The organism is Gardnerella swidsinskii (assembly GCF_023277705.1).
Classification (GTDB): Bacteria; Actinomycetota; Actinomycetes; order Actinomycetales; family Bifidobacteriaceae; genus Bifidobacterium; species Bifidobacterium swidsinskii.
Genome location: NZ_CP083176.1, coordinates 1304466 through 1328479 on the forward strand (window position 1 = coordinate 1304466; position 24014 = coordinate 1328479).

The window sequence follows — 24014 nt, forward strand, 5'->3', positions numbered from 1 at the left end:
TCATCTTCTAGTAAGGTGGGAGTGCTCTTTGCTCCTTTCTTATTAGTGGAGGAATCATGAAGCTAGCTGATTTTGCAGAGTCTGCTCGCGCGCTATTTAAGCGGCTGACTCGTATGCGCGCTAATAAGTCCTCCAAAAGTGCGGAATCTTCCGCAAGCTCTGGAATCGCTGCATCTTCCGAAAATACTGAATCTGCGCAGTCTGCGCAGTCTACGCAGTCTTCGTAATCTTCATCATCACAAGAGCAATCTTCCCCAAAACCAATGTCCACACTTCGCAAGCTGGCTGAGCCGATTGCGCTTGTTACTATTGGCATTTTGTGTTTCAGCTATCCTGTGGTTTCTACTTTGGTCAACAACCATGCTGCCAAAGAACTCTCAATCGAGTACGATAAATTAAATAAGGAAAAGCCTAAAGAAAATCGCGCGGAAATTTTGTGAAAAGCGCGTGAATACAACGCTCGCCACAAGGCGATTATTAGCGCGGACCCGTATAACGGCAATAACGACTACATGGACACTCCCGAATATAAAGAGTACGAAAAAGTGCTTAGTGAGCCGATGGGGATTATGGGCATTGTGAAAATACCGAAAATTGGCGTGAGGCTGCCGATTTACCATGGAACTACTCAAGATACTCTCGCGATGGGAGCGGGGCATTTGTACGGCACGGATTTGCCGGTGGGCGGCAAAAGCAGGCACACGGTTGTGACGGCGCATACGGGTATGCCGGATGCCACAATGTTCGACGATTTAAACACGCTGAAAAAAGGCGATTACTTCTATTTTGATGTGCAAGGCAAGACTCTTCGGTACAAAGTGTTTCGCATAAATGTGGTAGAGCCGAACGATATTCGTTTGCTGCGGCGTGAGAAGGGGCGCGACTTGGCGACGCTGATTACGTGTACCCCGTATGGAGTTAACACGCACAGGCTGCTCGTGACGGGGTATCGTGTGTTGCCGGATCCTGCTAACGTGCCGGGCGACCATATGCAGTGGTCGTTGTGGATGACGTTGTTTGTGATATCGATGGTGATGTCTGCGGTGTTGATGGCGATGATGCTGATTGCGTCGTTGCGAAAGAAGAATGGTGTGAGTAGTGTGCAAGGCAGGCATTTGCTGTCGGTTTCGCGCAAAATGTTGCGTAAGTTGCGCAAACGACCTGCCTGAGCGCAGCAATGCGACACGCCGGCTTGCGCGCAAGCTCATTCTGAGTATAGTAGTTACTCGGTTCGCGAAACGAGCCAAGATAACCAACGCCCCTTTAGCTCAGTTGGTTAGAGCAGCTGACTCTTAATCAGCGTGTCCAGGGTTCGAATCCCTGAGGGGGCACAAGCGAAACCCAAGCTTCACTGCTTGGGTTTTTTCGTATCTAATCTCTCCGTCACGCATATGCAGCAGCGCGCGTTTGTCCTTCTTTGCGGTCAAGCTGGAAACATGACCTCGTCAAATATGATGCCGCAATTATTCCAGGATGATGCCCAGCTTGAACAGCCGCAACCGTCGCAACAACCGCTGCTAAATTTAGCACAGTCGCAGTCGCAACAAGTTCAGTCGTCGCCGCAACTACTTACGCCGCAGCAAGCTCAGCCGCGACAGCTCCCTCTAAAAGCCGCCGACACGACTGCCGAAAATCCATGGCCTGTTGCCGTTTTAAGTCAAAAGTTCCACAGCGCCGTAGAACGATGGCCAGCAGCGTGGATTGAGGGTCAAATCGTCGAAATTAACATGCGCCGCGCTTCTTCCGGTTACATCACCCTTCGCGACAGTAATGAAGAAGTGTCGATTTCAGTAATGGGCTTCAGCAATTTCGTGCAGCAGGCGCGCGAACTTCGCCAGGGCGACCGCGTAGTCGTTCACGGCAAGGCGGATATTTGGGTAAAAGCCACGCGTTTGAGCTTCGTTGCAGACGAAATCCGCCGCGTCGGTGCCGGTGACTTAAAAGCGCAAATTGACGAGTTGCGAAAAAAGCTTAAGGGCGAGGGCTTATTTGACGCTGAAAATAAGGTTCCGCTGCCGGAATTTCCTAAGTGCATCGGACTTGTGTGCGCTCCTCAAGCGCGCGCTGAAGGCGATGTTATTACGAACGTGAATTTGCGCTGGCCTGTTACGCGTTTCAAAGTTGTTCACGCGCACGTGCAGGGCGTGCAGTGCCCGTCGGATATTATTGCCGCAATCGAGCAGCTCGACGCGGACCCGGAGGTTGACGTTATTATCGTTGCTCGCGGCGGCGGTAGCTTTGAAGATTTGATTGGTTTTTCAGACGAAGGCGTGGTTCGCGCTACGGCTGCGTGCGCGACGCCGATTGTATCTGCAATAGGCCACGAGGACGATTGGACGCTTATCGATTTGGCTGCAGACATGCGCGCTTCAACTCCTACAGATGCTGCAAAGCGCGTGGTTCCGGACGTGCGCGAGCAGTGGCAGCTTATTGATAACGCTTTGCAAACTATGCGCATGCGAATTTCTGCGCGCGTAGACAATGAGATTCGTCTCGTTGAAGGTTATGCGAATCGCCCGAGTCTTACGCGCCCGAGCACTATGCTTGAGCCGCACGAGCGTTTGGTTGAGCAGGCTGTTGAGCGAATGCGTCACGGTTTGGTGCGACTTCTTGACGACGCGAGTTTGACTGTTGAGAAGGCTCACGCAAGCTTGACTGCGTTAAGTCCGCAATCGACTTTGAATCGCGGGTACGCTGTTGTGCAGCTTGGCGGTGGGCGAGTGCTTGACGACGCGGCTTTAGCGCAAGTTGGCGACGATATGACGGTTACGCTTAAGAGCGGCGTGGTTCTTGGCAAGGTGACTGGAACAAAGTCGGCTGTTACTAAGTCTGCTTTCATAAAGCCAAGTAAAAAGTCAAGTAAATAATTTTTTAGATATTTTAGATATTTATTTAGATACAACGAAAGGTTAGATATGAGTGAGAAAGTAACGAAAAAAGCGGAAGAAGTAGCGGCAGAAAGTAATGAAAGTGTAGAAACTGCAGAAAACACAGAATTTGCAAGCACACTTACGAAAGAAGAGCGCGCTGCGATTGAGGCGATGCCGTACGAAGAAGCTCGCGAAAAGCTGGTTCAGGCGGTTCAAGCGTTGGAAGCTGGTGGTTTGACGCTCGATCAGTCCATGCGTCAGTGGGAGATTGGCGAGGCGTTGGCAAAGCGCGCGCAGGGTTTGCTTGCCACGGTTCGCGCTAAGTTGGACGCGGCGCAGGCGGAGCAGTCGGCGACGGCGGCTACGGCTGGCACGCAGTCTAATCTTGAGGATTAAGCGCGCCGCAGTGACACGCCATAGTGTATAATTGCCATTTGTTGCCTCGGTAGCTCAGTGGATAGAGCACCACTCTCCTAAAGTGGGTGTCGTCAGTTCGATTCTGATCCGGGGCACTTTTATGTGTGGACGTTGTGCAGTTTATATTTGTGCAATGGTGTTGTGTGCTGTATAATTCGCCTATTTTTTGTTGACAAATATTAGTTTCTTTCGTATAATTGAGTAGTGGTGAAGCCAGGCAGTGTCTGGTTCGCGAAGAGCCAATCAAGCGATTGATTGGCTCTTCGTGCATCTAATAGCGGGGGATTGGTGGGGATGATGGTGATTTATAAACCTTTTACTACTATCAGACAACAAATAGAATTACTTAAGTCTAGAGGAGTAGTGTTTCCTGATGAGATTAAAGCTATGGAAATACTTGAAAGAGAAGGTTACTATAGCGTTGTAAATGGATATAAAAATCCATTTCTTGAGTCAAAAAATTCGAATAAATATGTTCAAGGAACAAAGTTTGAACACATTTATTATCTTTTTAAATTTGATCGTGAACTTCGCAGTGTTATCTTTGCAGCTACAACTAGAGCAGAAGCATTGTTAAGGTCATCATGTTCATATTGCTTTAGCCAAATGCACGGTAATGAAGTTAATGCTTACCTTAATGAAACTAACTATGAAGATCCAAAGGAATCAGGTGGTTTAATTAAAGCATTTAATCGAATTATAGAAAATAATAAGTCAAATAATCAAAAATTAAATATAGGAAAAGAGTACATACGACATTGTATCAATAATCACGATGGGCAAGTTCCATTATGGGTTTTATCTAATGATTTGACTTTCGGACAGATGTTCTGGTTTTACAAAGCGCAAACTAAATGCGTTAGAGGTTTGGTTGCTAAAAAATATACTGAACTTTATAATTCTTCACACTGTTCTCAAAAGGATATTACGTCAATAAAAATTGATTCTATTTATAGAAGAATTAAAGAGTTCAGAAATATTTGTGCGCATGATGAACGTTTGTATTGTGCTAGACCGCATAGTGATAATGCAACAGTCTTTCAGCTTATTAAAGATTTCGACATATTATTAGAAACTAGCTATTATCTAGAGTTTTTAGAGAAGATTGAAAAATTACTTGTTGCGCTTTGCGATAAAGTTCCAAATTGCTCTAAAAATGTTATTGAATGCATTGGAATGTCTAGTATTGATGAATTTTATGATTGGAAAAATAAAATTAAAGAAAATATTATCTTGAATAGTAACTTGTCTGTTCCAAACGAGGCAACGCTTAAGGCTATGAATCACGCTAATCAAATTATGAATGGCAAAATTTCTGACGATGGCATTGCTTTTAGCAATGCTAATGAAGCTAAGGCATTTTTGGATAATATGTCATGAAAATGTCATGAAAATTATTCGCGAGTCGCGAAATTATTCCTAATGTTAGGGGATAGTGTTAGATTGTTTCTAACTTAAGCGATGATCCGTTATCGGCGGGGAGTTTTCGGAAGAACGGCGAGGAATCGTAAGATTCTAGCTTATTAGAACCGACGGGGTTGGCCCGCACAGCCAAACACGAGAGGCTATGGGAATAGTTCGATTGCGTTGCATATTTGTGTTACGCACTTGCGTTATGCATTGCGATACACGTTACGTAATCATCTTATAGCAAGCGAGGTGGTACCGCGGCAGTAACTGTCGTCCTCGCAGGGAAATATTCACCCTGTTGAGCGAGGAGAGCACAGTGAGCGAATCCACTAATCCAGCAGCAAACGCGTCCGAAAATACGTCCGCAAATCACGTATACCCAAAGGTAAGTGTTTCAGCATCAACGCAAGAAAACTCCGGCGCGCAAGTTGCACCAAATCCTTCCTTCCCAAAGCTTGAAGAATCAGTTCTCCAATACTGGGATGCAAACAACACTTTCCGCAAGTCAATCGAATACCGCCCGTCCGGCAAGGGTAGCCAAAACGAGTTCGTGTTCTTCGACGGCCCTCCATTCGCAAACGGTCTTCCTCACTACGGCCACCTGCTCACAGGCTACGCAAAAGACGTCGTTCCGCGCTATCAGACTATGCGCGGTCGCAAAGTAAACCGCGTTTTTGGTTGGGATACTCACGGTCTTCCTGCAGAGTTGGAAGCGCAGAAGGAACTCGGCATTGAATCGGTTGAACAAATCGAAAAAATGGGCATCGCAAAGTTCAACGATGCTTGCCGTGCCAGCGTTTTGAAGTACACGAACGAGTGGCAAAACTACGTGCATCGTCAGGCTCGCTGGGTTGATTTCGAGCGCGGTTACAAAACGCTGAACATTCCATACATGGAATCCGTTATGTGGGCATTTAAGCAGCTTTACGATAAGGGCTTGGCTTACAAGGGTTACCGCGTGCTTCCGTACTGCCCGAAGGACCAAACTCCACTTTCAGCCCACGAGCTTCGCATGGACGCGGATGTGTACCAGAATCGTCAGGATACTACCGTTTCCGTTGCCGTTAAGCTTCGCGACGAAGCCGACGCTTACGCAGTATTCTGGACCACTACTCCTTGGACTGTGCCAACCAATTTCGCAATCGTAGTTGGCGCAGACATCGACTACGTGGAAGTTCGCCCAACTGAAGGCAAGTTCGCAGGTAAAAAGTTCTACATCGGTAAGCCTTTGCTTGGCTCCTACACTAAGGAACTTGGCGAAAATTACGAAGTTGTGCGCGAACTTAAGGGCGCTGAGATGGCTGGTTGGCGCTACTACCCAGTGTTCCCATACTTTGCAAGCGATTCCGCGCTTTCCGAGGGTGGCACTCCTGGTCCTAACGCTTTTACGATTTTCACTGCAGATTATGTTGACACCGCTGAAGGTACTGGTCTCGTTCACCAGGCTCCTTACGGCGAGGACGATATGAACACGCTTAACGCGCACGAAATTCGCAGCGTTGACGTGCTCGACGCAGGCTGCAAGTTTACAAGCGACTGCCCAGATTACGAAGGCTTGTACGTTTTCGACGCGAACTTGCCAATTTTGCGTAACTTGCGTGCAGGAGACGGTCCGCTTGCTCAAATGCCGGAAGATCAGCGCGCGTTGCTATTCCAAGAAAAAAGCTACGTGCACAGCTATCCTCATTGCTGGCGTTGCGCAACTCCGCTTATTTATAAGCCTGTTTCTAGCTGGTTTGTGTCTGTTACGAAGATTAAGAAGCGCTTGCTTGAGCTTAATCAGGAGATTAATTGGATTCCTGGAAACGTTAAGGACGGCCAGTTTGGTAAGTGGCTTTCTAACGCGCGTGACTGGTCGATTAGCCGTAACCGCTTCTGGGGTTCGCCAATTCCAGTGTGGGTGAGTGACGATCCAAAGTATCCTCGTGTAGACGTGTACGGTTCGTTGGAAGAGCTTAAGGCTGATTTTGGCGACTATCCGCGCGATGACGACGGCAATGTGAATATGCACCGCCCGTATATCGATCGCCTTACTCGTCCAAATCCAGACGATCCTACTGGAAAGTCGCAAATGCATCGTATTACGGATGTTCTCGACTGTTGGTTTGAGTCTGGTTCCATGCCTTTCGCGCAGTTCCATTATCCGTTTGAAAATAAGGAATTCTTCGAAGAGCACTTCCCATGCGACTACATCGTTGAATATATTGGTCAGACTCGTGGCTGGTTCTACACGCTTCACATTATGGCTACGGCTCTATTCGACCGCCCAGCTTATAAGAACGTGATTTGCCACGGCATCGTGCTTGGTTCCGATGGCCAGAAGATGAGTAAGCATTTGCGCAATTACCCGGATGTGAACGGCGTTTTCAACGAGTACGGTTCGGACGCAATGCGCTGGTTCCTCATGTCTTCGCCAATTTTGCGCGGTGGCAATTTGATTGTGACTGCAGACGGCATTAGGGATACGGTTCGTCAGGTTATGCTTCCAGTTTGGAGCTCGTACTACTTCTTCACTTTGTATGCGAATGCTGCAAACGGTGGTAAGGGTTATGACGCTCGTCGCCTTCGCGCGGATGAGGTTGCAGGACTTTGCAACATGGATCGTTATTTGCTTGCTCGCACGCGTTTGCTTGTTGAGCGCGTAGAAAAGTGCTTGAACGAGTTTGCGATTAGCGATGCTTGCGCAGCAGTTGGCGATTTTATTGACGTGCTTACGAATTGGTATATTCGCGGCAGTCGTGACCGCTTCTGGAATGAAGACGAGACTGCTTTCAACACGCTTTACACTGTGTTGGAAGTGTTCATGCGCACGATTGCTCCTCTTGCTCCTATGGAAGCTGAGGCTGTGTGGCGCGGTCTTACCGGCGGCGAATCCGTGCATTTGGCTGATTGGCCTTATTTGGTGGAGCCTGAAACTCTTTCAGACGGTGAGAAGAACCCTAAGGCTGGAACAGTCACTGAGCTTGGTGCTGTTCTTGCTCATGACGATGCTTTGGTTGCTGCTATGGATAAGGTTCGCGAGGTTGTTTCTTCTGCGCTTTCGTTGCGTAAGGCGGAACAGTTGCGCGTACGCCAGCCATTGGCAAACTTGACGGTTGTTGCAGAAAATACTGCTGCTGTTGAGCCTTACGAGCAGGTTCTTGAGCGCGAGCTTAACGTGAAGAATGTTACATTCTGCACTTTGGAAGACGCAAGCAACCACGGTTTGAAGATTGTTCACGAGCTTAAGGTGAATGCGCGCGCGGCTGGTCCTCGTTTGGGTAAGCAGGTGCAGTTTGCTATTAAGTCTTCTAAGAGTGGCGATTGGCGAGTTGACGAGTCTGGCGCTCCTGTTGTTCAGACTCCAAACGGCGAAGTTGCGCTTGTTGAGGGCGAGTATGAGCTTGTAAATCGCGTTGAGTCTTCGGATGCTCAAGCGGCTGCGAATACTGCTTCTGCTGCAATGCCAACTGGCGGTTTCGTTATGCTCGACACTGCTTTGACTAGCGATTTGCTTGCTGAAGGTTACGCTCGCGACGCTATTCGCGCTGTTCAGGATGCCCGTAAGGAGAACGGTTTGGATATTAGTGACCGAATCTCTTTGACTTTGAGCGTGCCAGCTTCGGACGTTGTTAAAGTTGAGCAGTTCCGCGATTTGATTGCGGAGGAGACTTTGGCTACGAGCTTCGAGGTTGTTGAGGCTGATTCTAGCGCAACTGAGCTTAGCGTAACTCTTAAGCGTGCGTAAAACACAACTAACAGCTAATTAACTAAACAAAACGTGCCGGTGTATTTCAATACGTCGGCACGTTTTGTTTTACTTCTAGTTTTATTTGACTACCGTGTTGTAGCTACTCTAAAGAATTTCATTATTCTCAATATCCATCCAGGCATAATAAAAGTGACGTGCTTTTGTTCGTTCGAGTGGTTCTCTATAATTGGATGCTCCAAATCAAAGTACTCAAGTACGTCTTCGCCGTTATCGAATTTTCTATCAATTTCTTTTCCGCTTATCTCTTTACTTTTTGTGGTGTTTTTCATAATATTGTTCCTCCTTCTTTCGTGATCTTCTTACAGAAATAATACGAATTCGATTATTTCTTTTTGTTATTACTGCAGTCCAATGTTTGCTGTCTATCTTTCCAAAAACTAAGTAGCGAGAGTCATCATTGCCTGAATTTTTGGATTTGATTTCAGTTATTTCATTATTCCAAAGTATTTGAGCTTTTTTGAAACTGATACCATGTTTAGCTAAATTTTTTAAGCTCTTTGCAGGATCGTACTCAAAATTCATACTCACCTTCTATCGTCTATTTTAACGTAAAATAGCATCAATTGAAACTATTTTTAATGATTGTTGTTTTGTATTAAGTATCGTAAATGCTTTAAGTCGGCTTTCCTAGATTTTTTTACGCATTGTGGTTAAAGGCTATTTATAGAAGCAAGCGCTACCGCATTGAGCTTGCTTGAAGCGCACAATGCAGCTTCAAGCAAGAGCAGTTAATTAACATTTTTTGGATTGTTGGTCGTCAGATTACGCTTTCTTAAGAGAATAAAGAAAGCGTAATCGAGTGCGCGCCGACGCTGAAAGCACACTGTGCTTTCAGCATTGAGTCGGTGCTACCGCATTGGGTCTCTTTTCGCGCTACGCTTAAGCGAAAAGCGAGTCAATGTGACACCCCGTTTTCTATGGGTTCCTATAGTGTCGATAAGACAACAATACAAATTTTTACTCGATTTGTGTTTTGCGTTAATTTATATTGCATGATATTCAAAAAGAAAGTGCAGGTGACGAAATGAGTAAAGATGAGAAGGGTCGGTGTATTTCGTTCACGCTATAAGCGTGATTCATCTAGCGTCACCGTTCCTACTGGAAATAATTCTGGCATTATTATCGGAAGTATAATTATTGCAATTTTTGTGATTTTGGCAATTTTTGCCGATGCTTTTACTGCAATCACTGGCAATAATCCTTATGATGAGCATCCAGAATATTTAGATTTTAATTCTGTTCCAACAGGTTTTGGTGGCATTAATTTCCAGCATTGGTTTGGTCTTACGCCACTTCGTGGTCTTGATATTTTTGCAATTGTGGCTCATGGCGCGCGCGTATCTCTTGGAATTGGCGTCGCTTCTACCATAATATCGCTATTTCTTGGCATCGTAATCGGCATGATTGCAGGGTATTTCAGTGGTTTTGCAGATGCTTTGCTTTCGCGCACAATGGACGTGTTCTTCGGTTTCCCGTTCCTGATTTTTGCGATTGCTTTGTCTGCTGTTGTGCCGCAAGATTTTCCGCGTCCGCTTCTACTAATACTTGTTTTAGGATTTTTTGGTTGGCCAAGTATTGCGCGTTTAGTTCGCGCTCAAACTCTTACGCTTAAATCTCGCAATTTTGCAGTTGCATCTCGCGTAATGGGAGCCGGTACGTGGCATGTTCTTCGTGAACAAATAATGCCAAATATGATGCCGTTGTTGCTTGTGAATGTAACGTTCCTTATTCCTGGACGAATTGGAGCTGAAGCTGCGTTGTCTTTCCTTGGCGTTGGTATGAATCCGCCTTCGCCTTCGTGGGGTCGCGCTATTGCGGAAGCTGTGCAGTGGGTTTTAGTTGACCCATGGTATTTACTTTTCCCTGGAACTGCACTGTTCTTGCTAACTTTCGGTTTTAATCTTGTTGGTGACGGTTTGGCCAGTGCTCTTCAGCCTCGCGCTAAAAAGGCGGCGACGGCATGAGATATAAGGAAAATATTAGTAATAGCGATACAAAAAATAGTAATAGCAGTACGAAAAATATCAGCAATAAGCAGAATGTAAATAATACGCAGAAGAAAAATATGCAACAAAATATTAGTAATAACAGCAATAATGAATCCGCAAAAAACTCGCGAATTATTAGCAAAACCGTAGATTTTCTTACGTTTTTAATAAAGCGTTCAGCAAGCGCGGTACTTGTTTTAACACTGATTGCAGTTGTATTATTCCTTATTTTCTTTATGCTCCCAGCGAATCCTGCGCAACTAGCTTGCGGAAAGCCGTGCACTCCTGAGCGTTTGGCTCGAGTTTCCGCATTTATGGGCACGGACGCGCCGTGGTATGAGCAGCTTGGAAACTATATTCGTGGGATATTTTTTGGACGAGAATTTGGAACTAATTCTGCATCCTCAGGAATTTCAGCCGCTGGTGCCGCAATTATCTGCTCGTCTCCATGCTTAGGCTGGTCCTTCACGCTTAACGAACCAGTCACAGATCTTATTATGAGCCGTTTTGCTGTGACAGCTTCTTTGGCGATTGGCGCTGCATTACTTTGGGTAATTATTGGTGTAGTAACCGGAGTGATTTCTGCTTCTAAAGAAGGATCGCTTTTTGATCGTGCATTTAGAGCGCTTTCTTCAGTGGGGATTTCGTCTCCTGCTTACCTGATTGGTATGCTTGCAATACTTGCTTTTGCAGTGTATCTGCCAATTTTCCCTACAGGCGGTTATGTGAATTTTTCGGATGATCCTTTAGGTTGGCTGCAGCATTTGCTACTTCCGTGGATTGTTTTGGCACTTCTTAACGCTGCTTATTATACGCGACTTACTCGTGCTCATATGCTTGACGAGTTGCAACAGGATTATATGCGCACTGCCTTGGCTAAGGGTATGCCGCGAACGAAAGTTATAACTCGTCACGCTCTGCCTAACGTAATGCTTCCTGTGCTAACAATGTTTGGCTTGGATCTAGGCGGTTTGCTTGGCGGTGCTGTGATTACTGAGAGAGTTTTCTCTATGCAAGGTTTGGGTTCGCTACTTCTTGATTCTGTTAAAAATCTTGATTTGCAAGTGCTGGTTGGTGTGACGCTTTTTGCGGCTGCGCTTGTGATTGTTGCGAATCTTATTGTTGACATCTGTTATCGTTTCATCGATCCTCGTGCCGCAGTCTGTTAGTGCCTTTCGAGTGAAATTGTTAGTGGGCGAGGACTAAGCGCTTGCGTTTGCTTGATGCTGCTCGTGTCAGCTCGCTCACTTTTTCTCAAGTTCAAAAATGTTAAATAGCTTATGCGCGAGTTTTAAAGAATTAAATTTTAAATAGAAAAGATTAAAGAAATAAGGGGATTATTATGTTCATTTTCAAAAATAATACGGCTTCAAAGAAAATTCTTGCTTCAACAGCAGCTTTTTCACTACTTACAATTTCACTACTTTCGCTTTCAGCTTGCACAAATTACAACTCTGGGAAAACCAGTATTACGAACACTTCCGTGCTAAATTCTAATCCTAAAAAAGGCGGAACTTTTACAATATTTACGTCAAATACGAATATGAATTTCGATCCAGCGCGCAGTCAGGGTTTGCCAATTACGTCAAATAATTTCATCTTCCGCGCCCTTACTACGTGGAAAGTAAGTCCGGATTCAAGCGAGCAAACGCGCGTAGTTCCAGATTTGGCAACGGATACTGGCACAACAAGTGACGGCGGAAAAACTTGGAAATACACTCTTAAAAAGGGTGTTAAGTATGAAGATGGAACCGAAATCACTTCGCACGATATTAAATTTGGTATTGAGCGCTCGTTTGCAGATTCGTTAAGCGGTGGTTTTGGATATCACAAAACTCTTCTTGTTGGAGCTGAAAACTATAGAGGACCATTCGACGGAAAGTCGCTTGATTCGATTGAAACTCCAGATAATCAAACGATTATTTTCCATTTGAAAGCACCTTTTGCAGATTGGCCGTGGGTGACATCTTTGGCTGCATTTGTGCCAGTTCCAACTAGTTCAGGCGATGCTCAGACATATAGTAAAAGGCCGAAATCTTCAGGACCATACAGGATTGTGCAGAACGAAGTTGGAAAGCAAGTTGTAATGCAACGCAATAAGTATTGGGATTCCAAGCTTGACAGTACTCGCACAGCTTCTGCAGATGAAATTGTGTGGAAACTTGGTTCAGACACTACTGTTTCAGCTCAGTCTATGATTCAAGGAAATACGGATACAAAAGCCGCATTTTTGGCTGATTTTGTGCCGCCTGCTCAGCTTGCACAAGCTCAAGCGCATCCTCAATCTCGCAAGTTGCTAACTACTAGTAGTGATGGTGCTCTTGAATATTTGGCTATGAATACGCGCAGAATAACGGATATCAATGTTCGAAAAGCGATTCAGTATGCTGTTGATAAGCAGTCGTATCGAACTGCGAAGGGCGGCGAAATTGCTGGAGGTTTTGCTACTACGCTTATTACGCCTGGTATTTCTGGTCGAAAGCAGTTTAATTTGTATTCTGAAGATCCTCGAGGGAACGTTGAGAAAGCTAAACAACTGTTGAAAAAATCAGGTAAAACCGATATTAAGTTGATTCTGATTGCTCGTCCGGATCAAACGCAAGTGGCATCTTCTGTGCAATCAAGTTTAAAGCGAGCTGGTATTAAAGTGACGATTAAAACTGTTGACGCAGTAAACTTTACGGATGCAATTACGTCAAATTCCGGAGATTACGATTTGGCTTTGGCTTCGTGGCAGCCTGATTTTCCTTCTGCTTTTGCGAATTTGGGACCGCTTTTTGATTCTTCGCAAATTGGCGGCGGTAACTGGAATATTTCTCGTTATTCGAATCCTAAAGTAGATGCTTTAATTCGCGAAGCTGTGCAAACTGTTGACGAGAATTCGGCTCATAAACTGTGGCAAAAGGCGGATCACGCTATTATGGAAGATTCTCCTGTTGTTCCGCTTATTTACTCGCATAATACGTTTATTCATGGAAGCGGTGTTGAGAATTTCTACATCGGAAGTTTTCCTGCTTACCCTAATTATGCAGCTGTGTCTTTGAATAGGTGATTGAAGATGACGAATTTGGATGCGCAAGCTTTGGATAATAAAGATTTGGATGCGCGTAAAAGAATTGTTATAAGCGTTGAAGATTTGTCAGTTTCGATTGACGGTAGGCAAATTACACGCAATGTTTCTATGCGATTGCGTGATGGAATGGTTTCTGCGTTAGTAGGCGAGTCCGGTTCTGGAAAGTCACTTACTGCGTTGGCTCTTATGGGATTGCTCGATAATAATGCGCGTGTTGAAGGGAATGCGGCGCTTCTTAACGCTTCAGATGCTAACGAATCTTTTATAAATTTGCTTAGCGAAGATGTCTCTTATGAGCATATTCGCGGTGGCATGATTGGCATGATTTTTCAGGAGCCGTCCAGTGCGTTTAATCCTGTGAAAACAATTGGCAAGCAAATAGAAGAAGCGCTAATATATCATCCTGAAAAAGCAGGAAAGCTTAGCCAAAGAGAGCGTAAGAAGCGTGTGATTTCGCAGCTTCTCGAGGTTGAGTTGAGTGATGCTGAGCGCGTGTATCGTTCTTATCCGCATGAGCTTTCTGGCGGCCAACTCCAGCGTGCGATGATTGCTATGGCTTTAATAAATCGTCCACAAGTTTTGATTGCAGACGAGCCTACAACAGCACTCGACATCACCACGCAACGAGATATTTTACGTCTTATACGTAATTTGTCGGAGAAATTACAGCTTGCTGTATTAATTATTACGCACGATATGAGTGTTGTGCGCGCGCTCGCAGATGAAATGTATGTAATGCAAGGCGGGAATATTGTGGAATCTGGCGAAGTTCAGCATATTTTTGCGAATCCTAAGCACGAATATACGCGCACTTTGCTAGATTCTGTTCCTAAATTTGATATGCAATATGCTTCAAGTGGTGATTCTTATGAAAGTATAGAAGAAGTAGCAAAAGCAATTGCTAAGAATATTGCTAAGAATATTTCTGAATCTCCAGGATCTGAATCTCCAGTAGTTGAAGTTCAAGGCGTAAGTGTGAAGTATTCGCATGCTCGTTTTAGCAAAAATTCAAATAAGCTTGCTCTCGCTAATGCAAACTTGCGCATTAACTCTGGCTCTACACTAGCTTTAGTCGGGGAGTCTGGAGCTGGGAAAACCACTATTGCAAAGCTTATTTCTGGGCAAATCAAACCAAATTCAGGATTAGTGCTACTTAATGGAGAAAACTTAAACAGATTAAACAATAAAGCTCGCCGCCAAGCATTATCGCGAATTGGATACGTTTTTCAAGATTCAGGTTCCGCACTAAATCCGCGTAAAACCATTGGCTGGAGTATTGCAGAACCATTACTTTTACACACGAATCTTGATGCCAATGAGCGTTTAGAGCGCGTTGAAGAAATGCTTAATCAAGTACAACTGCCAGTTGAATTCGCAAGCCGTTTTCCTCACGAGCTTTCCGGAGGTCAAAGACAGCGCGTAGGTATTGCGCGAGCGTTGATTTTGCAGCCTTCTCTGCTTATTGTGGATGAGCCAACTTCTGCGCTTGACGTAACAGTGCAACGTTGTGTACTTAACTTATTGCATGATTTGCAACAAAAATACCGTTACGCATGCTTGTTTATTACTCATGATGTTGGCGTTGTGCAAGAAGTTGCTAGCGAAGTTGCCATAATTAGAAATGGCAGCGTTCAATATATTTCGTAGTATGTTTTCCTAGTATGTTGACACTCGCCATTACGATAGTAAGCGTTTTTAGGAGGTAGTTTATGGCATCGTCGGCAGCAATTGGCGTTTTTGATTCTGGGCTTGGAGGCATTTCCGTAGCTCGTCAGTTGCATGCTGCTCTGCCGCATGAGCGAATTATTTATTTCGGCGACTCTGCAAACGCGCCATACGGCATTAAAACGCCTGAAGAAGTTAAAAAGTTAAGCTTTGCAATCGTCGAGCATTTTGTTCGTTTAAATGTAAAAGCTGTTGTAATTGCTTGTAATACTGCCACTTCCGCAGCTGTGAACGATTTGCGCGCGCATTACAATATACCTATCATAGGTATGGAGCCGGCGCTTAAATTAGCTTGTGATTTAGGTAAAGGTGAGCCTCAGCGCGTAATCGTAGCTGCAACTCCGCTTACTCTTCGCGAGCGCAAGTTTGCGGATTTGCTGCAACGTTTTTCGCAAAATAACACGATTTTTTCGCAGCCTTGTCCTGATTTAGTGCGTATTGTTGAGCGTGGGGAGCTTAGTAATCGTGATGTAGTTTTTGCTGCTCTTCACAAGTATTTCGACGAGTATGATTTAGACAGTATCGATTCGGTTGTGCTGGGCTGCACTCATTTTGTGTTTTATAGGGATTATTTCCGCGAGTTTTTGCCTGCGCGCACGAATATTGTTGACGGCAACGAAGGAACTATTAATCATTTGCGCAAAATATTGGAACTTAATAATGAGCTTGCAAGCGATTCTCAAGAAGGCAGCATAACTCTTACTAATTCGGATACAAGCTTGCGCATGCAGCAACTTGCGAAGAGCTTGTGCTGAAAGACTTGCGTTAAGATTTTGCGTTAAAAATCGCTCTTATTCAGCCAAAAAATACTTTAGAATATTGGCACAAAATCAAAGTAAGCAATGCCGCAACCCAAAGCACATCTATTAGCAAGTCGTATCGCAAACGGTAATAGCTTTCAACCAAGCTAAAACGCTTAACAAGCAACTTTTGCGAACTTACGCTTGCGTGAGTCAAAGATATAAATTGCATTGTTGTGGAGAACATAAGCACAATGCACCACGGGCACAACGCGTGAATTACGAACATAGATTGCGAAAACAGCCAGTAAGCATAGACAAGAGCGCATAACCCACCAAGCCAAGTGCAGATTGCGAACCATCGCGGCACGCGTACGCGAATCATTCCAATAACTGCGAGCGTTACGAATACGCTTTCTGCAGCAATTCCAAAGAATGCGTTTGGGAAGCTTAATTCGCCAAATTTCACAATTTCTGCCTGCCAAGTTTGTGCAACTCTAGAGCAGGACACAACGCTGTTAAAATCGCAGCTGAGCAGTTTTTTAGGTGCGCGCGCTAAAGCAAGGGTTTCAGCAGAAAGTATAAGCGAAGTTACGAGTGCTACTGCAGAGAAAAATAGCATAATGCCATACGTCCATGCTGCAGAGTGCCTCCATCCGCTAAGTGTTGTTTCATAGTTTTCTTTAGCGGCGTCAGTTTGCTTCATTGCTGCTCCTAAAAGTTACTAATTGCGAATGATGTGAATAATAATAAATAATAGCAAATAATTATGTGTGCATATTCATTTCTCGTTACATGGCACAGTTTACGATGATTATATGACCGCAATAAGCAACAACCAACGTGAAGCATCAAATCATGCTAGCGATAGCAACTCCAGCATGATGAGTTTTGCGCGCGAACGCTGGGATTTGCACTGTCATACTGTTTATTCAGACGGTACTGCAACTCCAGAAGATTTAATTACGCAAGCTAAAATCGTTGGTTTGCAAGGTGTTGCTATTACTGATCACGACACAACTGCAGGATGGCATGATTTTCAAGAGGCTGCTAAAGCTTCGAATATGCCAGTATTATTTGGTTCGGAGATTACTGCGCAAGACTCAGGCGTGTTTGTGCACATGCTCGCATACCAGTACAATCCGAAAAATAGCATGATTGTGAGCATGTTTGAGCTTACTAGGAAGCGTCGTTTTGATCGCACAAAGCGTATGGTTGAATGTATGTCGCGCGATTTTCCAATTACTTGGAATGACGTTTTGGCTCAAGCGAAGCTCGGTGACTTAACTACGATCGGGCGGCCGCATATCGCTGATGCTTTAGTAAAAGCTGGCGTGTATAAAACGCGTTCTGAAGCTTTTGCTGGGCCTATTTCTCCGTGCAGCCCGTACTATATACCAACTCCTTCTCCAAATGTTCGTGAAGTTATTGAGGCTGTTAAAGATGCTGGAGGGGTTGTTGTTATTGCGCATCCTGCCGACCCTACGCGTAACCGCGTGCTTCTTTCGGATAATCAAATTATATCGTTTGCTAAAGCTGGTCTTGACGGTTTAGAAGTGTATCATCGCGGAAATTCTAAAGCACAGCGTGAAAGACTGCTTTCTTTAGCGAGTAAGTGCGATTTGCTTGTGACGGGCGGCTCGGATTGGCATGGCTACGGTAAGCCAAATCGTTTGGGCGAAGAAACAACAAGCCGCGAAGTAGTATCGGAAATACTCTTGCGCGGCTATAAGCTCTAAATTCCTTATTTACTATTTGTTTAATGTGGCGCGAGTTTTGGGGGATTTCTTTCCTCGCGCGTCCCGTCCTTCGTGCGCTCTGGCTGCTAAAAGTGCTTATTGTGTTCGCCTTTCTTTAAAGAATGTAGCTTCTCAGTCCTCTTTTAGCGCTCGTAAAGAAATCCCCCAAACTCTGCGTGTTTAATCGTTAATAACCGTGTCTATCGCAGAGATTTTTCGATTTTTCTTCTTCGCTTGGCGAATCAGCAGCCTGAGGCTCTGACGTTCGCCGCGCTCAGTGCGAAAAATCTCAAATCTCTACCCACGCGAACATCCCATGCAACTAGAGCCGCGCAATAGGCTATGTTGTGTGCGTTGTAGGTACATCCGGAGTAGCGTATGCGGTAGCACAGATGCTAGTGCTCACTAAGCAATAAGTAATTAGCTTCTGCAGAGCAATACTGCAAAGCTTCAGAAGGTTTGGCTAGAGTTCGTTATTTTAGTTGAGTGCTCCGAAGCCCACTGAATGCTTTGGCGTATCGCCGATGAGCGCGTAAGACAGCGACGAAGCTGAGACCATAATAGTGCGCCCATTTACGTCCGTAAACTCAAGCATATCCTTGGAATCGTTAATCACTTTGCGCACTTCTTCTGCACTTTGGTTGGTTTCAAAATCGATGGAATCAGAAACGTTTTTTACTCCTAAAACAACTCGCATACATGCTCCTTTTGCTTTTTACGCTATTTATCGTTTTAATTAGTATTTAGTATTTTATTTATCTTAGTCTAAGTCTGCTTGTGCGTCGCGCATTGCTCGTTCTTCACGCTCTAGCAGAGGGATGATTACGGTTTCTGGTTTATCGTCATTTTTTTGCGTATTTCTTTCTGTATCTTCAGAAAGTTTTGAGTCCGAAGAAGTCTCGTTTGCGCTATCAACCTTACTGTCACGCTCAACTATAACTTCATCCTTAACCTCAGAATCATTGTTGTTCTTGGCGTCCTTAGCTTCCTCATTGCTACCAGCGTTACTAACGTTTTCATGCTCAGCACTAGCATTGCTATCGGCAGATTTACTCATTGCAGTTTGCACAATAGTTTCTGCGGTTTCGTGTACTGTTTGAGTTTTTACATGAGTAATTACTTGAGTTGCTGTGTCGTCAGCGAGTTGTGCTGCTTTTTCAGCCTCCTCAGCGTTAGCTGCGTGTGTGCCAGCATATTGAACTTTGCACTCATGAGTATCGTCGCTTATAGTTTTGTTGCTATCGTAAGTCTCGTCTTGAGTGTTATTTAATTCAGTATTTCTTTCTGAAGTAATGTCTCGCTCATGAGTTTCGTCGCTATTTCCAGTGTTTAGTTGGTTTTCAGTAGAATTATTCTTAGAAATTTGGCGACTTTGCGTATTGTCATTTTCAAGAAGCGTTCCAACTGTAATAGTCGAGACGGGATTTCCTGCAGCACGACCAGTTTTAGCAGTTTGTGCATTGCTAATACGACTAAGCTCGTGCGCTAAACGCTCAACTTGAGCCTTAAAACGCATAATACTAGTGTTATCTGCACGTTGCAAAGCTTGAACAAAATCGCCAACTTGTTCCATTTGCAGCCACAAGTTTGCGCGAAGCATAATCAAACTATCTAAACGAGAACCCATAATTCTACCGTATGCAGAAAGCACTGCGTTTCGGCGCTGCTCGTTAAGTTTTGCAAAAATCCAAGCCAAATCGCGCGCAGGATCGTTAATTTGCATTCTTTGCCAATTTGTCACAGCAGTAATTGTTGAGCCAGCAAACAAAATGTCGCCATCCATAAAACCGCCGTGTACTGGGCAAGTTTCAAATGACCACAATCCTTCAGTTTCCAACACTCTTGACCAACTGTCAGTAATTTCGGTTGGAATATGACCGGCTTGACGAAGTCTTTTAATCCAACCGGTTAACTGTGCGCGGATTTGACCAGTAGTAAAAGCAGAGTATTTTCCGCGCGTTACGAAAGTAGGGCGCAGGCGATGAATAGCGCCGATTGCAGTTCCAACATTTGCGCAATCGTCAGTAGTAAGAAGACGCAAGTCGCGAGCGCTACCTTCAAGATGTTCGCAAATAAGCACAGTGTCTTCATCGTTGTTGTTGGCAATAATGCTTGACATTCGTATAGATTGCTGTTGTGTAGATTGCTGTTGTACGTATTGCTGAGTGCCAGCAACTGTAGAATTTTCATCGGTTACATTATTTGCAACATTTCCAGCGTTATTATTAGCATCTTCGCGTTTTCCTGGCATAAACGTGAGCATAGTGTCGTAAGCGAATCCCAAAGCTGCCAAATCTTTACTGTGCTCAAGAGTCCATGCTGCACGAGCCCGGTCATGCAAACGCTTGCGACCTTTACTATCCGCACTGATAAAAACGTCGTAAAGCTTACCGGAAATATCTTGCACAACGGCGTGAGAAATTCCAGCCGCGGTATCAGTGGCATTAACTTGCTCACTTTGGCGTGTTCCTGCAAACTGTACTTCGGGCATGGCTGCAGATGCCAGTGCTGCCAACTTGAATCTACTGAGTTGTGTCACACTCCCACAGTAATACAAAGCACCGAAATTTTGCCAATTTTTTGTAAGTTATACACATATTTTTATTCTTGTTGCGTAAGCGTTGTTATTGCTGCAACAATAGAATTATGAATTCTTCACCAGAACCTTCGCAAGTGACTTCTAAAACTTCTCAAGTGACTTCTCCAGAAGCACTTTTAGACGGGTTGGATAATTCGCAACGCGAAGCTGCTACCGCACTAGAAGGGCCAGTGCGCATTATAGCTTGTGCAGGAGCTGGTAAAACGCGCACTATTACGCGCAGAATTGCGTATGCTTGCGCTACTGGTAAGTGGGATCCTGAAAGAGTTTTGGCAGTTACTTTTTCTGTAAAAGCAGCTGCGGAAATGAGATCGCGTATTGAGGCTCTTGGTGTAAGTAATGTTGGATGCGTCTCAACATTTCATTCTGCGGCTTTGCAACAAATTCGCAGCGTGTGGAACGACGTCTGTTCAGCACAATTTCCATCAATTATGAATGATTCTCAGCAAATCATAGCTTCTGTGCTTAAGCGTTATCCGGATTTTGCGGATATGACTTTGTTGCAAACTCGCGATATTTTGGCAGAAATTAATTGGGCGAAAGTTTCGCTTATTGCGCCTGACGATTACTTGCGTGTGTGCGCTTCTACGCACCGTTTGCCTCCTGCAGGTTTAGAGCCGCAGCAATTTGTCGATATATATGAAGCTTACGAAACCGAAAAAAATGCGCATAATTGCATCGATTTTAACGATATTCTTCTACTTTGCTGCCATATTTTACGAAATTTTCCGGAAGCTGCAAACCGTATTAAGCAATCAATCGGATGGATCACAGTTGACGAATATCAGGATGTGTCTCCTTTACAGCACGAATTGTTGCGATTATGGATGGGGCAGAACCGCGATATTTGCGTAGTGGGCGATCCTGCGCAAACAATCTACTCGTTTGCAGGTGCGAATAGTTACTATTTGCTTTCATTTCCGCAAGAATTTGCTCCTCTTGGAGCAGATATTAGTTTGAATACCGACTACCGCTCCACAGAACGCATAGTAGGTCTTGCTAATAGAGTGCTTGCGGCTTCTGCGCATAAAAAGGATTACGTAAAAGTTAAGGCGGCAACAAAAGGCGGCGTTCGTGTTAGCCAGCAAGTTTTTGCAACCGATGTTGAAGAAGCTTTGGGCGTAGTTGAGCAAATTGCAAAACTTGTAAAAAGCGGCGTTGCACATCTTGGGGAGTGCGCAATACTAACGAGAACCAATGCTCAACAGCAAGTAGTTTGTAAAGCGTTAAAAGCAGCAAAACTTCCGTATCGCGTGAGAAAAGACGTGGGGTGGCAGCGAAATGTTTTAGAGGATGCGCAAAGCTACGGTTCTCAAGGTATTTCTGACATTTTTGCATCTTCTAATATTTCAACTGTTACTGTTTCAACTATTCATGCTGTTAAAGGTTTAGAGTTTGCGCATGTTTACGTAATTGGCTGCTCTGAAGGGCTTATTCCTTTTGGCTCTACGGCTGATGACAGTGCTTTGGAAGAAGAGCGCAGACTTATGTACGTTGCAATAACTCGCGCAGAAAAGACTTTGCATCTTTCTTACGCTTCTAGAAAAGACAGTGGAACTGGCATGAATCGCGTGCCTAGCCGCTTTCTGGCTTAATCTCGCGGCATAAATTTTACGCTCGTGTAAAGTTTTGGTCGTTTTTGGTTGAGACCGACCTTTTCTTTACACAGTTGCACAGTTTATGCCGTTTTGAGCGTTGATGTCGATTATTCAGCTGGATTGTTATTGAATCAGGAGTTTTACAAGAGTTTTATTCGCCGTCAGCATCAGTTTCGTCGGAATTGCCGGATTCGTTGCCAGCTTCGTTACCGGATTCGTCGCCGGATTCGTCGCCGGATTCGTCGTCAGTTTCGTTACCGGTTTCGCTGTTTTGCTTCTTTTGGCGTGCATCCTCTTCCAAAAGCTTGCTAAGTTCAGCATCCCAATCATTTGTGCCTAAATCGTCTTCTGTTAATTTTTCAAAAGATTTTTCGATAGGCGCATTTTCGATAGCGTTATCAGTATTTTTGTTACTTTCGTAACTGTCTGCACTTTCGTGACTTTCGCTAGTTTCGCTAGTTTTTTCAGTTGCTTCGCTAGTTTGGTTAGACTGAGTTTCTATTGCATTTTTTGCAGCAGTTTTCGTTGCATCCTCCGCATCGATTTCTTTCGTAACTTCGTCACCTGCGTTACCAGCTTTACTTTCATTACCAGCGTCTTTCGCAACTTCGCTAGCTTCCGGCAAAGTTGGCAACAAATCTGGATGACTCCACAAGCTATCTCGCTCTTCAATACCGCGCTCGCGAGTCAACTTTTCCCACAATTGCGATGCCTCGCGCATACGGCGAGGGCGCAAATGCAAACCAAGTAACGATTCAAACGTCACTTCTGCAGGTCCTCCTGCAGCTCGCTCGCGACGCATCATCTCTCGCAACTGCTCAATGTGCACAATATGAGCCATTCCAGACTGCCATGTAACACAATCAACCCAACCTTCAACAAGTGCAAGCAAAGTTTCCAAACTATGCAAAGCTTGACACTGCTCTTCAGAATCATTGCTGCCAATATTTTGCAAATTAACAGCTCCTGAAATTGCTTCCGGATTCATTGTTTCCACGTCGCGAAGCTGTTCTTCCATAGCCTCTAAATCAATGCTTATTCCGTTTGCGTACTTAATAATCAGCGCTTCAAATCGTGGCATAAGCCATGGCACGGATGCAAATAATCTTGCGTGTGCAGCTTCTCGCAAAGCCAAATAATTCATGACTTCTGTAATATCCAATTCCCACACTTTTGCATACTCAATGCAATTATATGGAATTAATCCGCCTGCAGGATTTTGTAAAAGCGCAAGACCTTGATCAAAACTGCCGTGCACTTCGTGTGAAAGTGCTCCAGCTGCTTGACCTAGTTGCATAGCAAACGAAGTGTTTCCAAGCAGTTTCATTAGTTGCGCTGGATTATTCATTCCTTCAGGCAGTGGAATTGGCACAACTCCTGCAAATAATCCTTTTACTTCAGCATCATCCACATCGCGGAATCGCTCTTCAATAACAGAAGTGAGTGCTTCGTTTACTGATTTTGCAACAGGATTAGCGAATTTAACCCAAGCTTCCAGCGTTTTTTCTACCCAATCAGCTCTAGACAATACTTCTGGCGTTCCAGGAGCAGGATTGAAATTGCACGTTATATCTAGCCACAAGTTCGCTTGGCTTAAAGATCTTCGTGTGGCATCTGCTACGTCTGCATTTACATTTCCTTGATCGCCATTAGCGTGCTGTAGAGCAATAGATTGCGCTAACTTGCGATTAATTGGCCCTTCTTCAAGTGTTGCTTCCATTTCGTATGGATTATTAAGACCGCCTGCACTAAAAGCTTGCATCATTCCGCGAACTTCGTCTGGTTTAGGAAGCTTATCTGGATTCTGATTTAAGAGTTGTTCGCGTAGCTCAAAAGGAAGCTGATCAAGTTGTTTCCATGCTTCTTCTCCTTGTATTGGCCCAAAGCATTCAATGAGCCATTGGTGAATTGCATCGTCATTCATGAGCGTATCCTTCTCGTGCCACGTGTTGCATAATTTACAGTTTTTATTTTTATACGTTTCGTACCTGCACGTATTTGTACGTATTTTATAAGTATTTATACGTATTTTACACGTCTTTATATGCGAGTTTAGCGCATCTTCTTAATAAAAATATTTCTTAATACAAATATTCTACTCGAT

At 44.5% G+C, this 24014-nt stretch carries 17 protein-coding genes, 2 tRNA genes and 1 pseudogene; 14 read left to right on the forward strand and 6 right to left on the reverse strand.

The features are described 5' to 3' along the window. The first annotated feature begins 56 nt into the window (after nucleotides 1-56). The 7 genes and pseudogenes from K9E37_RS05220 (at nucleotide 57) to ileS (ending at nucleotide 8424) form a co-directional block, all read left to right on the forward strand. A pseudogene (locus tag K9E37_RS05220) lies at nucleotides 57-1169 on the forward strand (class C sortase). An 88-nt stretch (nucleotides 1170-1257) separates the two neighbouring features. Continuing rightward, nucleotides 1258-1331: transfer RNA gene (locus tag K9E37_RS05225), tRNA-Lys, on the forward strand. 120 nt (nucleotides 1332-1451) lie between these two features. Beyond that, nucleotides 1452-2867 (forward strand): exodeoxyribonuclease VII large subunit, encoded by a 1416-nt coding sequence (gene xseA / locus K9E37_RS05230; RefSeq protein WP_081378954.1) that lies wholly within the window; start codon nucleotides 1452-1454, stop codon nucleotides 2865-2867. A 48-nt stretch (nucleotides 2868-2915) separates the two neighbouring features. Further along, a complete protein-coding gene (locus K9E37_RS05235) occupies nucleotides 2916-3266 on the forward strand; it encodes an exodeoxyribonuclease VII small subunit (RefSeq protein WP_076002682.1) in 351 nt (116 codons plus the stop codon). Between the two features lie 43 nt (nucleotides 3267-3309). Further along, nucleotides 3310-3382, forward strand: a tRNA-Arg gene (locus tag K9E37_RS05240). Nucleotides 3383-3542: 160 nt separating this feature from the next. Continuing rightward, complete coding sequence (locus K9E37_RS05245) at nucleotides 3543-4667, forward strand: Abi family protein (protein WP_219705410.1); 1125 nt, start codon at nucleotides 3543-3545, stop codon at nucleotides 4665-4667. Nucleotides 4668-5013: 346 nt separating this feature from the next. Further along, nucleotides 5014-8424 carry a mupirocin-resistant isoleucine--tRNA ligase gene (gene ileS / locus K9E37_RS05250; protein WP_248893170.1) on the forward strand — a complete coding sequence of 1137 codons (3411 nt, stop codon included), beginning with the start codon at nucleotides 5014-5016 and terminating at the stop codon, nucleotides 8422-8424. An 89-nt stretch (nucleotides 8425-8513) separates the two neighbouring features. On the opposite strand, the gene K9E37_RS05255 is transcribed toward ileS, so the two are convergent. Together K9E37_RS05255 and K9E37_RS05260 are read right to left on the reverse strand one after the other, a co-directional pair. Next, nucleotides 8514-8717, reverse strand: coding sequence for a hypothetical protein (locus K9E37_RS05255; RefSeq protein ID WP_033888599.1), 204 nt, complete (start codon nucleotides 8715-8717; stop codon nucleotides 8514-8516). Then, nucleotides 8695-8970: a BrnT family toxin gene (locus K9E37_RS05260; RefSeq protein ID WP_004110572.1), complete on the reverse strand. Its 276-nt coding sequence runs from the start codon at nucleotides 8968-8970 to the stop codon at nucleotides 8695-8697. Before K9E37_RS05260 ends, K9E37_RS05255 begins: the two co-directional genes overlap by 23 nt. A gap of 512 nt (nucleotides 8971-9482) precedes the next feature. Between K9E37_RS05260 and K9E37_RS05265 the strand changes: the two genes are divergently transcribed. The 5 genes from K9E37_RS05265 (at nucleotide 9483) to murI (ending at nucleotide 15989) form a co-directional block, all read left to right on the forward strand. Further along, nucleotides 9483-10412 carry an ABC transporter permease gene (locus tag K9E37_RS05265; protein ID WP_004110570.1) on the forward strand — a complete coding sequence of 310 codons (930 nt, stop codon included), beginning with the start codon at nucleotides 9483-9485 and terminating at the stop codon, nucleotides 10410-10412. Continuing rightward, nucleotides 10409-11605 (forward strand): ABC transporter permease, encoded by a 1197-nt coding sequence (locus tag K9E37_RS05270; RefSeq protein ID WP_012913938.1) that lies wholly within the window; start codon nucleotides 10409-10411, stop codon nucleotides 11603-11605. Before K9E37_RS05265 ends, K9E37_RS05270 begins: the two co-directional genes overlap by 4 nt. Nucleotides 11606-11778: 173 nt before the next feature. Further along, nucleotides 11779-13488 carry an ABC transporter substrate-binding protein gene (locus tag K9E37_RS05275; RefSeq protein WP_116773794.1) on the forward strand — a complete coding sequence of 570 codons (1710 nt, stop codon included), beginning with the start codon at nucleotides 11779-11781 and terminating at the stop codon, nucleotides 13486-13488. 6 nt (nucleotides 13489-13494) lie between these two features. Continuing rightward, the gene (gene nikE / locus K9E37_RS05280; protein ID WP_004110562.1) at nucleotides 13495-15156 is read left to right on the forward strand and encodes a nickel ABC transporter ATP-binding protein NikE; all 1662 of its coding nucleotides are present in this window, start codon (nucleotides 13495-13497) and stop codon (nucleotides 15154-15156) included. A 62-nt stretch (nucleotides 15157-15218) separates the two neighbouring features. Continuing rightward, nucleotides 15219-15989 carry a glutamate racemase gene (gene murI, locus K9E37_RS05285; protein WP_004110560.1) on the forward strand — a complete coding sequence of 257 codons (771 nt, stop codon included), beginning with the start codon at nucleotides 15219-15221 and terminating at the stop codon, nucleotides 15987-15989. 40 nt (nucleotides 15990-16029) lie between these two features. Here murI and K9E37_RS05290 read toward each other — a convergent pair whose 3' ends face one another. After that, a complete protein-coding gene (locus K9E37_RS05290) occupies nucleotides 16030-16680 on the reverse strand; it encodes a vitamin K epoxide reductase family protein (RefSeq protein WP_004110557.1) in 651 nt (216 codons plus the stop codon). A gap of 175 nt (nucleotides 16681-16855) precedes the next feature. Between K9E37_RS05290 and K9E37_RS05295 the strand changes: the two genes are divergently transcribed. Beyond that, on the forward strand, nucleotides 16856-17713 hold the full coding sequence (locus K9E37_RS05295) for a PHP domain-containing protein (RefSeq protein WP_102703408.1): 858 nt from the start codon (nucleotides 16856-16858) through the stop codon (nucleotides 17711-17713). A gap of 478 nt (nucleotides 17714-18191) precedes the next feature. On the opposite strand, the gene K9E37_RS05300 is transcribed toward K9E37_RS05295, so the two are convergent. Beyond that, a complete protein-coding gene (locus tag K9E37_RS05300) occupies nucleotides 18192-18410 on the reverse strand; it encodes a DUF3107 domain-containing protein (protein WP_004105154.1) in 219 nt (72 codons plus the stop codon). Between the two features lie 63 nt (nucleotides 18411-18473). After that, a complete protein-coding gene (locus K9E37_RS05305) occupies nucleotides 18474-20204 on the reverse strand; it encodes a phosphotransferase (RefSeq protein WP_415685101.1) in 1731 nt (576 codons plus the stop codon). 155 nt (nucleotides 20205-20359) lie between these two features. Here K9E37_RS05305 and K9E37_RS05310 point away from each other — a divergent pair, with 155 nt between their 5' ends. Then, nucleotides 20360-21907, forward strand: a complete 1548-nt coding sequence (locus K9E37_RS05310; RefSeq protein WP_248893174.1) for an ATP-dependent helicase — start codon at nucleotides 20360-20362, stop codon at nucleotides 21905-21907. A gap of 154 nt (nucleotides 21908-22061) precedes the next feature. Here the strand turns inward: K9E37_RS05310 and K9E37_RS05315 are convergent, their stop codons facing one another. Beyond that, the gene (locus tag K9E37_RS05315) at nucleotides 22062-23834 is read right to left on the reverse strand and encodes a zinc-dependent metalloprotease (RefSeq protein ID WP_248893176.1); all 1773 of its coding nucleotides are present in this window, start codon (nucleotides 23832-23834) and stop codon (nucleotides 22062-22064) included. Nucleotides 23835-24014: the final 180 nt, after the last annotated feature.